Raw genomic sequence first — 15822 nt, forward strand, 5'->3', positions numbered from 1 at the left:
CAATTTGCACCCCCCGGCCGTCGTCTGTCAAGACGTCACCGGCTCGACACGATCTCAGGGAGTAAGTCGTGCTCGACGACGCCTCATCCCCCACCCCCCAGGCGGTCACGGTGGCCGGTTCCACCGCGGCCCACCGCCTCCAGCCCCTGCTGCACGACCTCGTCAGCACCGTGCTGGCGCCGACCGTCGCGCTGAGCGGCGGCGACGGGCAGATCCGCCCGGCCGGTGTCCAGGGCGTGTTCCACGCCGACTCCCGCGCCCTGTCGCAGGCCACCCTGACGATCGACGGCCGCGAGCCCGAGGCCGTCGGTCACGCCCCGCAGGGGCCGGGGGCCACCAGGTTCGTCACGCTGGCCCGCTGGCTGGGTGATCCCGTCCCCGATCCCACTGTACGGATCGAGCGGTTCCGGCAGGTCGTGCCGGGTGGCATGGAAGAACGTGTCGAGATCGTCTCCAGCGCGACCGTTCCCGTCACCGCCGTCGTGAGCCTGGAGGTGGGCTGCGACTTCGCCCCCATCGAGGTGGTCAAATCCGGCGGCGACACCGCCGAGGCGGCGCCGGAGCGCACCGCGCCCGGTGAGATCTCCTGGCGCTCCGGCGGCGTCCGGGTCGCGGTGACCGGTACGGGCGCGCGGGCCGAGGCCACCGAGCCCACCGAGGTCACCGGGTCCGCTGAGTCCACTGGGTACGGGCGCACGGGTTTCCTGCGCTGGCCGGTCGAGCTGGCGCCCCGCGGCCGGGTCACCTTGTCCTGGCGGGTGGAGGTGCGCGACCCGCAGGCCGTGGTGACCGCGCCCGACCGCCCCGCCGAGTGGGCGGTGGGGGAGGGGGAGCCCCGGGTCGTCACCACCGACCACCGGCTGGGCAGGCTCTTCGAGCAGTCCATGGACGACCTGCGCTCGCTGCGGCTGGCCGAGACCGCCGCCCCCGGCGACGCCTTCCTCGGCGCGGGAGTGCCCTGGTTCCTTACCCTCTTCGGCCGCGACAGCATCTGGGCCGCCCGCATGCTGCTGCCGCTCGGCACGGAACTGGCCATGGGCACCCTGCGGGTACTGGCCCGCAGACAGGGAACCAAGATCGACCCCGGCTCCGGCGAGGCCCCCGGGAAGATCATGCACGAGCTGCGCCGCCACGACTTCGCGGTCGAGGGCAACAACCTGTACCTGCCCGCCGCCTACTACGGCACGATCGACGCCACTCCGCTGTGGATCGGCCTGCTGCACGACGCCTGGCGCTGGGGCGCTCCCGCCGGTGAGATCGCCGCGCTGCTGCCCCACCTGGAGGCCGCCCTCGGCTGGCTCGGCGGGCCCGCCGACCCCGACGGGGACGGTTTCGTCGAGTACGTCGACACCAGCGGCCGGGGCCTGGCCAACCAGGGCTGGAAGGACTCCGGCGACGCGCTGCGCTTCCACGACGGCCGCCGGGCCCAGCCGCCGATCGCCCTGGTCGAGGTGCAGGGTTACGCCCACCAGGCGGCCCGGCAGGGCGCCGACCTGCTGGAGGCGTTCGGCCTCCCCGGCGCGGCCCGCTGGCGCGAGCACGCCGCGGCGCTGGCCGAGCGCTTCCGGGCCCGGTTCTGGGTGGACGGGCCGCGGGGGCGCTTCCCCGCCCTCGCCCTGGACCGGGACAAGCGCCCGGTCGACGCGCTGACCAGCAACATCGGGCACCTGCTCGGCACCGGCCTGCTCACCGCGGCCGAGGAGGCCCGGATCGCCGACCTCCTCGTCTCCCCGGAGATGGCCGGTGGCTTCGGCCTGCGGACGATGTCGGCGGACGCGGGCGGCTTCAGCCCGCTGTCCTACCACTGCGGGTCGATCTGGGCGCACGACACGGCGATCGTGGTCGCCGGGCTGGCCCGCGCCGGGTTCGCCACGCACGCGGCGACCCTGGCCGAGGGGCTGCTCGCGGCCGGCGAGACGTTCGGCTACCGGCTGCCGGAGCTGTACGGCGGCGACGACCGCGCGGCGCTCGGGCGGCCGGTGCCCTACCCCGCCGCCTGCCGCCCGCAGGCGTGGTCCGCCGCCGCCGCGGTGACCGTCGTGCACGCGGCCCTCGGCCTCTACCCCGACGTGCCCGGGGGCCGGCTGCTGCTGCGCCCGCTCGCCGGCGCCCCCCTGGGCGCGGTCTCCGTACGCGGCCTGCGGGTCGCCGGGGCGGAGGTGAGCGCGGCCGTCGACCGGGGGGGAGAGGTCGTTGTGACCGGCCTGCCCGCAGGGATCTCCACCGAGCGGGCCTCCACATGAACCGGGCGAGCTGAGCCCCGCCGGAGTGGCCGGCGAAGATCGCCCAGGCGTTGCCCGCCGGACCGTACCCGGCGAATCGGAAGGTGCGGCTGCCCGGCGAACGCGGGACGGGCGGAGCGGTTCGAAGGGCCCGGTGGGGGGCGGGGTCACGATCCGGGCGGGCCCGCGGGTGAGCGCCCGGGGCGGCCGGGGCCGGAATCGCGGCAGGCGCGGGGATCGCGCCTGCCGCGATTCCGGACCGGCGGGTGTCGTGGGGTCAGCGGGTGGCGCGGGCCGCCGCCGTGATGACGGCGGTGGTGGCGTCAGGCCGGGAGATCATGATCACGTGTGAGGCTTCCCCGACCTCGCTGGTGCGCGCGCCGGCGCGCCTGGCCATGAACCGCTGGGCCGCGGGCGGGATGGCCTGGTCGGCGCCGGCGACCAGGTACCAGGAGGGGACGGTCTTCCAGGCGGGCGCTCCGCTCGGGGAGCCGAGCGCGGCCAGGGCGGCCGGGCGCTGGGTGGCGGCCATCAGCGCGGTGTCGCGGGCGGGCAGGTCGGCGGCGAAGGCGGCGCGGAACGCGGCGGGGGCGATGTAGGCGTCGGTGCCGGTGTCACCGCCGGGCAGCGGGTACTCGCGGGTGACCAGGCTGGTGGGCAGCCGGCTGCCGGGGAACCTGCCGGTCAGGTCGAGCGCCGACTCGGCCTCCTCGGGGGCGAACGCGGCGACGAAGACCAGCGCCTTGACGTTGGGGTGGCCGGTGGCGGCGTTGGAGATGACCGCTCCGCCGTAGGAGTGGCCGACCAGGATGACCGGTCCGTCGATGCTGGAGACGATGCTCGACAGGTAGGCCGAATCGCCCGCCAGGTCGCGCAGGGGGTTGGCGGGGGCGATCACCGGGTAGCCGGCCCCCTGGAGCCGGGCGACGACCGTGTTCCAGCTGGAGGCGTCGGCGAACGCGCCGTGGACGAGCACCACGGTGGGTTTGGCCGTGTACCGGCTCGCCGCGCCGGAGGCTGCGGCCGACGAGGGAATGGCCGGGACCAGCGCGGCCAGCATGACCAGTACGGCCAGCACGGCCAGCACGGCCGGCGTCACGGGCAGCGGGGTTCGGATTCCCGGCCGGGAGAACGGAGAGGTCTGCGGGGACACGTGCGCGGACATGGCGGATCTCCTTGGTGGCGGTGAAGGTGTCAGCGAGTCGGCGGGAAGCTCGAACCGTCGGCCGCCGAGGAACCAGAAGGGGTTCCGCGTGTCCCCGGATCGGGGTGGACGTCTCCTGTCCATGTGGCTGCTCCTGTCTCGGCGTCGGGTCAGTTCTTCTTGAGGAAGCGCAGAAGGGTGCGGGTGAGCTGTCCAGGGTGTTCCTCGAAGATCCAGTGACCGGAGTCCTCGACGACGATCCCGGTCACGCGGCCGGCGTACCGGCGGACCTGGGCGGGGACGAAGTCACCGAGGCTGCCGCGGGCGCCGATGGCGAGCACGGGCATGGTGAGCTTCCTCGCGCCGTACGCGCGGTTGTCGGCGACGTCCCGGGGGAGGGCGCGGAACCATTCGAAACTCGCCCGCAGGTGCGCGTCGTCGCGCAGCCAGCGCGCGTACTCGCGGACCTGTCTGTCGCTGACGCCGTTCTTCCTGACTTCGAGGGAGTCGACGAAACGCTCCACCCACTGCTCCTCCCTGCCGTTCACCATGCGTTCGGGCAGGCCGTTGGTGAGGCTGAAGTAGCCGAAGTTCCAGAAGCCCGGCCCCTTCGCGGTGAGGGCGGGGAAGGTGTAGAGGTCCCGGTCGGGGATGGGCGCCTCGCTGAGCACCAGCTTGGTGACGTCGCGGCGGTGGGCGGCGGCGTAGGCGTAGGCGACCATCGTGCCGATGTCGTGTCCCACGAGCCTGATGTGCCGCTGGAGGCCGAGCTCGGTCAACAGGCCGTGCACGTCGGCGGCGAGGGTCTTCTTGTCGTAGCCGCCGGCGGGTGCGTCGCTCTTGCCCGCTCCGCGTAGGTCCGGCGCGATGACCGTGTAGTGCTTGGCGAGCTCGGGCAGGACTTCGCGCCAGGTGTACCAGGTCTGCGGATACCCGTGCAGCAGCACCAGCGTCGGCCCGTGTCCACCGCGCACGTAGTTGATCGCGACGTCGCCGACCTGGACTCTCCGCTCGCGGAAACCCGCCGGGACGCGCGGCTCGGCGCCGGTCTCCGACGGCGTCCCGGAGGCGACGGCCGTGCCGGCGGCCATGGGAGCGATGGCGGCCATGGGTGCCAGGGGAGCCGGTGCGGCCGGTGCGGAGGCGGCGGGGGCGGTGGATGCGGCGGAGGCGGCGGGGGCGAGGCAGGCGAGCATCCCGATCACCGCGATCGGCATGACGAAGCGGCCGCGGGTCTTCGGGACAAGGGTGAGATGGATCGGTTTCACAAGACGTTCCCCTTTTCGAGGCGGGCGAGGGTCGTGGCCTGCTGAACACACCGGCCGCGCGGTCCGGCTCGCCGGTCCCTCCACGGCGGACCGGGGCGTCGCCCGCGGTTTGCCGGGAGCCCCGGCACCGCGGCTCAAGAAGCGCTGGAGCACCGGGTGTTCATGGGGCAAACCGTAGAAACCGGCTCGCTTGCCGCGCGAGCGTCACCTGACTGCGTCACCGAGCGCCACGTGACTGCGTCACCGAGCACCACCTGACCGCGGGTCCTGTCGTCCACGGGTTCCCCACGCTCGACGCCCCGCGCGGCGCCCGTGCCGTCCAGGCGGTGATCGACCAGGCCGGACGCTTTCATGACCCGGGCGCCCGGCGCTGACAACAGGAGGCGGACGCGACGGCAGATCGATGGTCAAGGCCGCTGTCCCGGGTCTTCCCCGTAAGCTTTGGGTGATCTCCATCAGCCCGCGAAGAAGGAGCACCCGATTTCCACCCCGGCCGGCTTCGCGGAGGTGCTGCGTCGTCATCGGCGCGCGGCGCGTCTGACCCTGGAGCGGCTCGCCGAGGTCTCGGGGGTCAGCGCCCGGACGCTGTCGGACATGGAACGCGGACGTAGCAAGGGCCCCCAGCATCGGACCGTCACCGCGCTGGCCGACGCCCTCGGCCTGGCCGACGCCGATCGCAGGCAGCTGGTCGAGCTGGCGCGCGAGGGGCGGCTGCGCGATCGCTGGGCCCGGCCGAGCGGGCTGTGCGAGCTGCCGCGCTCCGTCGAGGACTTCACCGGCCGGGCCGCGGGGCTGGCCTGGACCGGTGAGCTCCTGCGCGCCGGGGACGCGCCGGGGGCCGCGGGGGTGGGGCTCATCACCGGTTCGGCCGGGCTGGGCAAGACCACGCTGGCCGTCCGCGCCGCCCACGCCCTGCGGCCGGACTTTCCCGGCGGGGTGTTCTTCCTCGACCTGTTCGGCATGTCCGCCCATCCCCTGCCCGCCGACGAGGCCCTGGGCCTGTTGCTGCGTGCCCTGGGGGTCGCGGATCAGCAGATCCCCGGCGACGTCGCCGGGTGCGCGTCGTTGTACCGGTCCCTGCTGCGGGTACGGCGCGTGCTGGTCGTGCTCGACAACGCCGCCTTCGAGGAGCAGGTCCGGCCGCTGCTGCCGGGTGGGGGCGCGGGCAGGGCCCTGGTGACCAGCCGCCGGTTGCTCGCCGGTCTGGAAGGGGTGCGCAGGCTCGCTCTCGGGCCCCTGCCTCCGGCGGAGGCCACCGAGTTGCTGACCGGCATCTTGAAAGAGCGCGGCGCCTCGGACGACGGGCCGGCTGTCGGGGGGCTCGCGCGGTTGTGCGGCGGTCTGCCCCTCGCACTGCGGATCGCCGGAAACCGGCTGGTCAGCCGGCCTGGCTGGAACGCCGCCGACCTGGCCGCCCGGCTCGCGGACGAGGAGCGTCGCCTGGAGCAGCTCAGTGCCGGCGATCTCAAGGTCGCCACCGCGTTCGGGCTGTCCTACGAGCAGCTGGCGGCCTCGACGCGGCGGGTCTTCCGGCGGCTCGCCCTGGTGCCGGGCCGCACCTTCGACGCCGCCCTGGCCGCCGTGGCGGGCGGGACGTCGATCGGGGAGGCGTGGGACGCCCTCGACGAACTCGTCGATCTCGGCCTGCTGCACGACAGCACCTCGGGCCGCTACCGCTTTCACGACCTGGTCCGGCTGTTCGCCCGTGACCGGCTCCAGCAGGAGGAGTCCGCGGCCGAGCGCGACGCGCTCACCGTGGCGATGACGTCGTGGTTGTTGCGGACGGCCACCACCGCCGGGCGGTGGTTCGAGCCCGGGTACGGCGATCCCGGCCACGCCGCCCCCGATGCCGCCGAGCTGTCCTCCGCGGAGGAGGCCGACCGCTGGCTGCGCGTGAACGCGGACAACTGGCTGGGCGCGTTGCGCCACGCGGCGGGCACCGGCCGGTTCGCCGTCGTCCTCGACTGCACCGAGTCGATGGACTGGTTCTCCGACCGGTGGATGCACGCGCCGCACTGGTACGAGGTCTTCACCCTCGGGGTCGAGGCCGCCGCCGCCCTGGACGATCCGGCCCGGCAGGCCGAGAACCTGAACATGCTGGCCTGGGTCCATCTGATGTCGCGAGACGACCCGGAGACCACGCTGCTCCACACGGCCCAGGCGATGGACCTCGCCACCCGCAGCGGTGCCACGACGCAGATCGCCCTCGCCCACCACCACGCGGGGGGCGCGCTCCGGCGGCTCGGACGGCTCGACGAGGCCATCGCGTCGGAGACCCGGGCGGCGGCGATACACAAGACCAACGGCGACATCGACCGGTACTGTCACTGTCTCGGCGCGCTCGCCACCTGCCTTCGCGACGCCGGGCACCACGCCGAGGCGATGGAACGCTACCTCGACCTGCTGGCCCTGCTGGACGACGACCGGCCGGGGGTGACGCCGAGCGTCGCGGCGATCGTCCGGCCGATCGCGCTGGCCCGCGTCGGAGAGTGCCTGGCACTGCTCGGCAACCGGGCCGAGGCGGTCGTCAAGCTCACCGAGGCGATCGGCCTCATGGAGCGGGTCCAGTTGCCCGTCCCGCAGGCCCGTTCCCTGGAGACGCTGGCGGCCCTGCTGGCCGAGGAGGACCGGACCGGCGAGAGCCGTCACGCCTACGCGCGGGCGGCCGAGGTGTACGAGGCCGTCGGCGACGCCGAGGCGAGCCGCCGCTGCCGCGACCTGGCGGACGCCTGACGGCTCGGGCCTACTTCTGCGTCCTGTTCTGCGTGGCCGGGCCGGGCTCGCGCGACTTGGATGGAGAACACCGGGACAGGCGCCGGGCCTGTCCGTCCAGCCGCGGGAGCCGACCATGACCACCACCGGGAACATCGTGCTCGTGCACGGCGGCACCCTCCTCACCCCCACCCCCGGAGAGGGCGCGACATCCGGCCGCGGGAACGCCGCACCCTCGGATTCCGCCGCGGCGCAGGGCCGGCCCGGCCGGAGGCGGGCCGTCAGCGGATCCGGAGGTGACCCCGGCTCACCGGTCCGCTCCTCCCCGGAGTTCGCCGGCCGGGACCCCGAGCGCGAGCGACCATGGCTTCATATGTCGGCGGACCAGCCAGTGAGAGCACTTTTCGGGCGGGAGTCCGAACAGCGACGTCTCGGTGACTTCGTGGACGGCGTTCGCACGGGCGGCGGGGCGATGCTGGTGCGCGGCGAGGCGGGAATCGGGAAGTCGGCCCTGCTGCTGGACACGGCCGGGGTCGCGGCCGCGCGTGGCATGCGGATCCTGCGGACGGTGGGTGTGGAATCGGAGACGCACATGCCCTTCGCCGGTCTGCACCAGGTGCTGCTTCCGCTTCGTGCCGAGATCGGGGAACTGCCCGCCCCGCAGCGCGGCGCGCTGGAGGCGGCGTTCGGGCTGACCGGCGGCCGGGTGCCGGACCCGTTCCTCATCGCCCTGGCGGCGCTGAACCTCCTGGGCGAGGCCGCCGCCCGCTCGCCCGTCCTGCTCCTCGTCGAGGACGCTCACTGGCTGGACCGTGCCAGCGCCGACGTGCTCGCCTTCGTCGCGCGGCGGCTGGACTCCGAACCGATCGTGCTGCTGGCCGCGATACGCGACGGTTTCCAGAGCCCCCTCGACAGGGCGGGGCTGCAGGAGTTGCTCCTCGATCGGCTCGACGACACCGCCGCGACCGCCCTGCTGGACGTCTGCAGCCCCACCCTGGCGCCGGCGACGCGCACCCGGCTGCTGCGGGAGGCCGCGGGAAACCCCCTGGCCCTCGTCGAGCTGCCGATCGCCTCGGAAACGGTGCACGGGAAGGGGCCACTGCCGCCGGGGTGGCTCCCGCTGACCACCCGGCTGGAACAGACCTTCACCGCCCGCCTGTCGGGGTTGCCGCCGACCCTCCGGACCATGCTGCTGGTGGCCGCGCTCAACGACAGCACCGCCCTCTCCGAGATCCTCGACGCCACCGCGCTGATCACCGCCGTACCGGTCACGGCGGACGACCTGGCTCCCGCTGTCACCGTACGGCTGGTCGACGTGCACGAAGCCGGGGTGTCGTTCCGGCACCCGCTCATGCGCTCGGCGATCTACCAGGGGGCGAGCATCTCCCAGCGGCACGCGGTGCACGCCGCCCTGGCCGACGTCCTCACCGGCCGGCCGGACCGCCGCCTCTGGCACCGCGCGGCGTCCACCCCCAGGCCGGACGAGAGCATCGCCGTCGAGCTGGAGAACACGGCGAGGAACGTGCGACGCCGGGGCGACCTGTTGTCGGCCGTCGCGGCGCTGGAGCACGCGGTCCGGCTCAGTGAGAATCCCGCCCACCGGTGTGAACGGCTGGTGCGGGCCGCCGAGTACGCGGCCGAGTTGGGACGGCGCGACATCGTCGTGCGGCTGCTGGGCGAAGGCGAGCGGCTGGGGCTGTCGGCCCGGCAACGGGCCCGTGTCGTGTGGATCCGCGAGAGCTTCGAGGACGGCATCCGTGACGGCAGCGCGGCGGCGCACTCACTGGCCGACCTCGCCGAGGGCATGGCGGCGCGGGGAGACGTCGATCTCGCGCTGAAACTCCTGTCCAGCGCGTCCCTGCGCTGTTTCTGGACTCACGCCGACGAGCGGTCGCGGCAACGTGTCGTCACCGTGGCCGAGGGCCTGCCCGTCGACGACCTGGACGGGCGGCTGCTGACGGTCCTGGCGTTCGCGGCTCCGATCGAGCGTGGCGGGGTCGTGATCGAGCGATTACGCCGTCTGGCCGCCCACCCGGCCGGCGGCCGGTCGGCGGCCCGGCTGCTCGGCAGTCCGGCGTTGATGGTGGGGGCCTTCGACCTGTCGGAGGAGTTCTGCGCCGCGTCGCTGCCGGCCCTGCGCGCGCAGGGCCGGCTCAGCCTCCTGGCACGAGACCTCGGGGCGCAGGCGTGGAGCGCGGCCCGGCTCGCCGACCTGAGCGTGGCCATTCCCGCGGCCGAGGAGGCCGCCCGCCTGGCGCACGAGACGTCCCAGCCGCTGATGCACGCCATCGCCCAGGCCTCGGGCGCGGTGATCGCCGCGCTACGCGGCGAGCAGGATCGCGTGGAGAGCCTCGCGGTGGTGGCCGAGCAGGTGGCCCTGCCCGTCGGAGCCCGCCCCGTGCTGGCCACGGTGCAGCTCGCGCGCGGGCTCGCCGCGCTGGGCGAGGGACGGTACGCCGACGCCTTCGACCATCTGCGGCGGATGCACGACCCCGCCGATCCGGCCTTCCACCTGGCGCTCCGCTGGTTCTCCGTCGCCGAGCTCGCGGACGCCGCGGTGCACAGCGGCCAGAGCCACGCGGTCGCCGGCATCATCGAGGAACTGGAGGCCGTGGCGCGCACCACACCGTCGCCGTCCTTGCACGCCGACCTGCGCTACGCCCGGGCCGTTCTGGCCGACGAGGCGGCGGCAGAGCCCTTCTTCGACGCCGCGCTCGGGGCCGACCTGCGGCGATGGCCCTTCGTGCGGGCCCGGGTGCAGCTGGCGTACGGGGAATGGCTGCGGCGCCAGCGGCGTACGGCCGAGTCGCGGGCGCCCCTGCGCATGGCTCGCGAGACGTTCGACGCCCTGGGGGTGATCCCCTGGAGTGAGCGGGCGCGCCAGGAGCTGCGGGCCTCCGGCGAGAGCAGCCGCAGTCGCAGCAGCGAGGCGCGCGACGTGCTGACCGCGCAGGAACTCCAGATCGCCCAGATGGCGGCCGACGGCCTGACGAACCGGGAGATCGGCGAGAAGCTCTACCTGTCCCATCGAACCGTCGGCTCCCACCTCTACAGGATCTTCCCCAAGCTGGGGATCACCTCGCGATCGGCGTTGAGCACGGCCCTGCGCGTGTCGGCCTGACCTCGCCGCTTCGAACGGTGACGGCCGGTGACACTCGGTGACACAGTCATGTGACGCTCGCGAGGCGCGCGGAGGGCTTTCTACGGTGAGGCCATGACCACAGGGAGATCCTTCAAGAACGGCAGCACGCCGACCGTCGTGCTGGTCCACGGCGCCTTCACGGACGCGTCGAGCTGGGCGGGCGTGATCGCCGGGCTCCAGGACTCCGGGATCCCCGTGACCGCGGTGGCCAACCCGCTGCGCGGATCGGCCACCGACGCCGCCTACCTCGCCGGCGTCGTCGCCGCGATCGACGGCCCGGTCCTGCTGGTGGGTCACTCCTACGGCGGTGTGGTCATCACCCGGGCCGCGGACCAGCTGGACAACGTGGTCGGGCTGGTCTACGTGGCCGCTTTCGCCCTGGAGGCGGGGGAGAGCGTGCTGGACGTCACCGGCCGCTTCCCCGACAGCCTGCTGGGCCCGGCGCTGCGGCCGGCCGTCTTCCGCACGGGCGACGGGCAGGAGGCCGTGGAGCTGTACCTCAAGAACGACCGGTTCCCCGCGGTGTTCGCCGCCGACCTGCCCGAGCGCCTCACCTCGGTGGCGGCCGCCGCGCAGCGCCCCATCGCGGCGGTGGCGTTCGAGGAGAGCTCTCCGGCCGCGAGCTGGAAGACCCTGCCGTCCTGGTACGTCGTGGCGACCGCCGACCAGGCGATCCACCCCGCCGCGCAGTGTTTCATGGCCCGGCGCGCCGGGGCCGACACCATCGAGGTCGACGCCTCACACGCGGTCGCGCTGTCGCGACCGGCAGCCGTGACCGGCCACATCCGCACCGCCGCCACCGCGACCCAGGCGGTCGGGCACACCCATCCGGCATGACAGTCATGTTCCCAAGGAGCGACCAATGACCGAACCGACCATTCCCGTCATCTTCCTCCACGGCCTGTGGCTGCACGCCACCTCCTGGTCCTCCTGGACCGAGCTGTTCACGACCGCCGGTTACGACGCGACGGCCCCCGGCTGGCCGGGCGACGGCGAAAGCGTCGAACTGTCCAGGAAAAACCCCGACGGCATCGCCGACCACGGCATCGACGACGTCGTCGCCCACTACACGGAGATCATCAACGCCCTGGACGTCAAGCCGATCCTGATCGGCCACTCCTTCGGCGGCATGATCGCCGAAAAGCTGCTCGGGCAGGACCTGGCCAGAGCCGCGATCGCGATCGACGCCGCACAGATCAAGGGGGTGCTGCCGCTGCCGCTGTCGGCGCTGCGCTCGACCCTGCCGGTGTTCAAGAACCCGGCCAACAAGCACCGGGCCGTCTCCCTCACCCTCGACCAGTTCACCTACGCGTTCGGCAACGCCATCCCGGCGCAGGAGGCCGCCGAACTGTACGAACGCTGGACCATCCCCGCGCCGGGCAAGCCGCTGTTCGAGGCCGCCGCCGCCAACTTCTCCCCCCACTCACCCGCCAAGGTCGACACCGGCAACAACACCCGGGGACCGCTGCTCCTGATCGCCGGCGGCAAGGACCACACCGTCCCCGAGACCGTCACCAAGGCGACCCTCAAGCAGTACCGGGACTCCACCGCGATCACCGACTTCCAGGAGTTCCCCGACCGCGGCCACTCCCTGACCATCGACCACGGCTGGCGTGAGGTCGCCGACGCCTGCCTGGCCTGGCTCGCCAGGAACGACCTGCGGGCGCGCTGAAGGCATCCGCGGCGTTGACCGCCATCACCGGTCAACGCTGTGGACGGTGCCACGGAAAGGGATGTCATGGACTTGAAACTGCGGGGCAAGGTCGCCGTGGTGACCGGCGCGAGCAAGGGGATCGGACTGGCCATCACCCAGGCCCTGGTGGAGGAGGGGGTCCATGTCGTCGCCGGATCACGCCGAAGCACACCCGAACTGAAGGAACTGGAGCGAAGGGGAAGCGTGCGGGCGGTCGAGGTCGATCTCGCCACCACCGAGGGCCCGGCCCACCTCGTCGCCGCCGCGCTGGCACACGGACGCCTCGACATCCTGGTCAACAACGTCGGCGCGGTCGCGCCGCGCCTGACCGGGTTCCTGAACGTCACCGACGAACAATGGCTGCACAGCCTGACGCTCAACCTGATGGCGGCGATACGCACCACCCGCGCCGCGCTGCCGGCCATGCTCGCGGCCGGGCACGGCAACATCGTCACGATCAGCTCGGTCAACGCCTTCCTGCCCGACCCGGCAGTGATCGACTACAGCGCCGCCAAAGCCGCCCTGACCAATTTCTCCAAAGCCCTGTCGAAGGAGGTCGGGTCCCACGGCATCCGGGTCAACACCATCAGTCCCGGCCCGGTCACCACGGACCTGTGGCTCGGCGACGAGGGCGTCGCCGCGACCGTTGCCCGCGCGAGCGGCGCCGACCCGCGAGCGGTGGCCGAGCGGACCGCCGCCCAGGCCGAGACCGGCAGGTTCACCCACCCGTACGAGATCGCCGACCTCGTACTGCTCCTGTCCGGCGACCGGGCGGGGAACGTCACCGGAACCGACTTCGTCATCGACGGAGGACTCACCAAGACCCTGTGAACCCCCGCCTTCAGGACCGCCTCCGCCCCTCGCCTGACCGGATCGCTCCGTGTGACCTGTTCGGCCTCGACGGTGAGGCCGAACAGGTCACAGATTCCGCGTACATCGCCGGTGGCGATCGCCTCGTCGGGCGCTTCGGGGACTCGGTTCGTCCCGAGTCCCCGAAGCGCCCCGCCGGGGCCGTGGGCGAGGCGGATGTGGTTCGTCCCGGACCGCGTACGCGCCCGCGAGTCCACGGCCACGTGCGAACCCCAGAGCTCGGGGGACGCGGGTCAGGCCAGGTGGCGGCCGAACCAGTCCAGGGTGCGCCGGTACGCCTCGGCGGCGGCGCCGGCGTCGTACCGCGGGCCGGTGTCGTTGAAGAAGGCGTGGTCGACGCCGGGAAACGTCACGATCTCGTGTTCCAGGCCCGCCCGTTCCAGGGCGGTCCTGGCCTCGTCGCGGGTGGCGTTGACCCGGCCGTCCCGCTCGGCGTAGATCGCGAGGACGGCGGCCCTCGACCCGGAGAGGTCGGCGTCGTCGGGAAGCGGGCCGTAGAACGGGACGGCCGCCGACAGGCGCGGCTCGTCGGAGGCGAGCAGCAGCCAGGTCATCGCGCCGCCGAAACAGAAACCGGTGACGCCGAGCCTCTTGCCGGGGGCGCCTCGCTCCAGCTCACCCAGGGCGGCCTTCATGTCCGACGCGAGGCGCTCGGGGGAGATGGCGCCCAGCGCCGCGGTGGCCTGCGCCGGTTGCTCGAAGGAGGAGGTCCCGCCCTCGCGGGAGAGCAGGTCGACGGCGAGCGCGCAGTAGCCGTCGGCCGCCAGGCGCCCGGCGACCGACCGGATGTGATCGGTGAGCCCGCGGTTCTCGTGGATGACGAGCACCGCGCCCCGAGGTTGCGCGGGCGCCGCCCAGGCACCCCTGAGGGTGACGCCGCTCTCGGTGCCGGAGAAGATGATCTCCTCGGTCGGCAGGGGCGAGGGTCCGGCGGGCGAGGCGCCATTCGGTGGCGCGGCGGACGCCGTCGCCGTACCGGATCCGGTACCGGGCCTCGTGCCGGTACCGGCGCCGGGTCCCGTGGCGGCCGACGCGGTCGCGCTCTCGGTGCCGGTGTTCCAGGCCGCGAGCAGCGCGCCGGCGGCGGGCGGCGCCAGCCCGAGAAGGGCGAGGCGGTGCAGCGCCTCGCGCCGGGGGATGAGCCCTTCCGCGTGGTCGACCGCGACCTCTTCCGCGAGGTACCGGTGAAAAGACGTCACCAGCACACGGTAGGACCGGCGGATGAAAGCCACGGCAAAGCCGGGCCACGCGCCTTCCGAAAGCCGGGCCACGTGCCGCCCCCGACGGGGCCTCTCGACGGTGACCCGCGCGGGCTCCGTGTCCCCCTAGGCGCCACGGGACAGGCACACGGGAAGGGCGCACAGGACGAGCACGTGGGAAGCGGACGGCGAAGACCCGCTGCCGAGAGTGCGGGCTTCGCGCCCGTGTGCACGTCGGCGCGTTTCGGCCGCGCGGCCTGTCCGCTATTGGACACGGTCCCCGGCGGCTTTGCGTATTTCTCCATAGTCGGCCGGGTCCGGCCGGTGGATCATGTGGGGATCGGCGTGCGCGATCTCGCGTCGCCTTACGCATGCGACGGCACGTGCGGGGACGTACGGGCAGAGGGTTGGAGTGCCGATGGGCGAGATGCGAGGACCGGTCCCGCTCGGTAACAGGCCGGTCTTCGACACCGCGGACCTCGACGAGGCCCGCGAGCTGGTGGCCCGGGTGTTCTGTCCCCACCGGCTGGAGCTCGCCGGTGACGCCTCCCGGCTCGCCGCACGGCTCAACTCGGTCCGGCTGGGCAGCGTGCGGGTGAACTACCTGGACTACGGGGCGGACGTCCACATCGAGCCCGGGGAGCTCGAATCCTTCTTCCTGGTGCAGATCCCGCTGGCCGGGCGCAGCCTGATCCGGTGCGGCGGCCAGGAGATCGTGTCGACGCCGGACCTGGCGTCCCTGCCGTCGCCCTCGGAACACCTCGACATGCGCTGGGGAGCGGGCTGCCCCCAGCTGATCGTCAAATTCGACCGGCCTGTCGTCGAGGACGCCCTGGAGCGGATGCTCGGGGAGCGGCCGGCCCACCCGCTCGTCTTCGACCTGGGCGTGGACATGACCGCGGGCTGGGCGCGGGCCTGGAAGGCGATGGCCGACCTGATCGTGAGGGAGGCCGAGCACGGCGACGGGCTCGCCGCGCAGCCGCTGGCGATCGCCCACCTGGAGAACGCCATGCTCTCCTCCCTGCTCACCGGGCAGCCGTCCAACTACCTGGAGCGGCTGACCGCCCCCCGGCCCCCCGCCCTGCCCAAGGTGGTGCGCTGGGCGATGCGGTACATCGACGACCACGCCCACCTGCCGCTCACGACCGACGACGTCGCGCGTGCCGTCGCGGTCAGCGGCCGCTCGCTCCAGGAGGGCTTCCGCCGCCATCTCGGGCTCACCCCGATGACCTACCTCAGGGACGTGCGCCTGGGCAGGGTGCACGACGAGCTGGCCGCCGGTGATCCGGCCAGGTGCACCGTGACGAACGTGGCGGCCCACTGGGGCTTCCCGCACCAGGGGCGCTTCGCCGCCCTCTACCGCGCGCGGTACGGCCAGGCGCCGTCACAGACGCTGCGCGGCAACTGACGGCACCCGGCCGTACGCGCCCCGCCGCCGGTCCTCCCCGGCCTCGGGATGGTCCCGGGAAGGTCCACGGAGGGTTCGCGCCAGGTGGATGGAACCCGCGCTGAGCGGATGGCACGGGCGGTGGCGGCCGTCGTACCTTTTCACCAGGCGCCGCCCGATCGTTT

Annotated in this window: 10 protein-coding genes; 7 read left to right on the top strand and 3 right to left on the bottom strand. The window is 73.4% G+C overall.

Translation table 11 applies throughout. The features are described from left to right. Positions 1 to 68: 68 nt before the first annotated feature. Positions 69 to 2243 carry an amylo-alpha-1,6-glucosidase gene (locus tag ACFFRH_RS32515; RefSeq protein ID WP_386161218.1) on the top strand — a complete coding sequence of 725 codons (2175 nt, stop codon included), beginning with the start codon at positions 69 to 71 and terminating at the stop codon, positions 2241 to 2243. A gap of 256 nt (positions 2244 to 2499) precedes the next feature. On the opposite strand, the gene ACFFRH_RS32520 is transcribed toward ACFFRH_RS32515, so the two are convergent. Both ACFFRH_RS32520 and ACFFRH_RS32525 read right to left on the bottom strand, forming a co-directional pair. After that, positions 2500 to 3387, bottom strand: a complete 888-nt coding sequence (locus ACFFRH_RS32520) for an alpha/beta fold hydrolase (RefSeq protein WP_386161219.1) — start codon at positions 3385 to 3387, stop codon at positions 2500 to 2502. Positions 3388 to 3536: 149 nt separating this feature from the next. After that, positions 3537 to 4634 carry an alpha/beta fold hydrolase gene (locus tag ACFFRH_RS32525; RefSeq protein ID WP_386161220.1) on the bottom strand — a complete coding sequence of 366 codons (1098 nt, stop codon included), beginning with the start codon at positions 4632 to 4634 and terminating at the stop codon, positions 3537 to 3539. A gap of 441 nt (positions 4635 to 5075) precedes the next feature. On the opposite strand from ACFFRH_RS32525, the gene ACFFRH_RS32530 reads away from it, so the two are divergent. From ACFFRH_RS32530 to ACFFRH_RS32550, 5 genes are all read left to right on the top strand, one after another. Next, on the top strand, positions 5076 to 7367 hold the full coding sequence (locus ACFFRH_RS32530; RefSeq protein ID WP_386161221.1) for a helix-turn-helix domain-containing protein: 2292 nt from the start codon (positions 5076 to 5078) through the stop codon (positions 7365 to 7367). A gap of 115 nt (positions 7368 to 7482) precedes the next feature. Next, positions 7483 to 10467, top strand: coding sequence for a helix-turn-helix transcriptional regulator (locus ACFFRH_RS32535; protein WP_386161222.1), 2985 nt, complete (start codon positions 7483 to 7485; stop codon positions 10465 to 10467). A 93-nt stretch (positions 10468 to 10560) separates the two neighbouring features. Next, the gene (locus ACFFRH_RS32540; RefSeq protein ID WP_386161223.1) at positions 10561 to 11325 is read left to right on the top strand and encodes an alpha/beta fold hydrolase; all 765 of its coding nucleotides are present in this window, start codon (positions 10561 to 10563) and stop codon (positions 11323 to 11325) included. 25 nt (positions 11326 to 11350) lie between these two features. Next, the gene (locus ACFFRH_RS32545) at positions 11351 to 12160 is read left to right on the top strand and encodes an alpha/beta hydrolase (RefSeq protein ID WP_386161224.1); all 810 of its coding nucleotides are present in this window, start codon (positions 11351 to 11353) and stop codon (positions 12158 to 12160) included. A 66-nt stretch (positions 12161 to 12226) separates the two neighbouring features. Beyond that, a complete protein-coding gene (locus tag ACFFRH_RS32550; protein WP_386161225.1) occupies positions 12227 to 13012 on the top strand; it encodes an SDR family NAD(P)-dependent oxidoreductase in 786 nt (261 codons plus the stop codon). A gap of 272 nt (positions 13013 to 13284) precedes the next feature. Here the strand turns inward: ACFFRH_RS32550 and ACFFRH_RS32555 are convergent, their stop codons facing one another. Further along, positions 13285 to 14250 carry a dienelactone hydrolase family protein gene (locus ACFFRH_RS32555; RefSeq protein WP_386161226.1) on the bottom strand — a complete coding sequence of 322 codons (966 nt, stop codon included), beginning with the start codon at positions 14248 to 14250 and terminating at the stop codon, positions 13285 to 13287. A 418-nt stretch (positions 14251 to 14668) separates the two neighbouring features. On the opposite strand from ACFFRH_RS32555, the gene ACFFRH_RS32560 reads away from it, so the two are divergent. Further along, positions 14669 to 15658: an AraC family transcriptional regulator gene (locus ACFFRH_RS32560; protein WP_386161227.1), complete on the top strand. Its 990-nt coding sequence runs from the start codon at positions 14669 to 14671 to the stop codon at positions 15656 to 15658. Positions 15659 to 15822: the final 164 nt, after the last annotated feature.

The sequence above is a fragment of the Streptosporangium vulgare genome (assembly GCF_042428775.1).
Classification (GTDB): domain Bacteria; phylum Actinomycetota; class Actinomycetes; order Streptosporangiales; family Streptosporangiaceae; genus Streptosporangium; species Streptosporangium vulgare.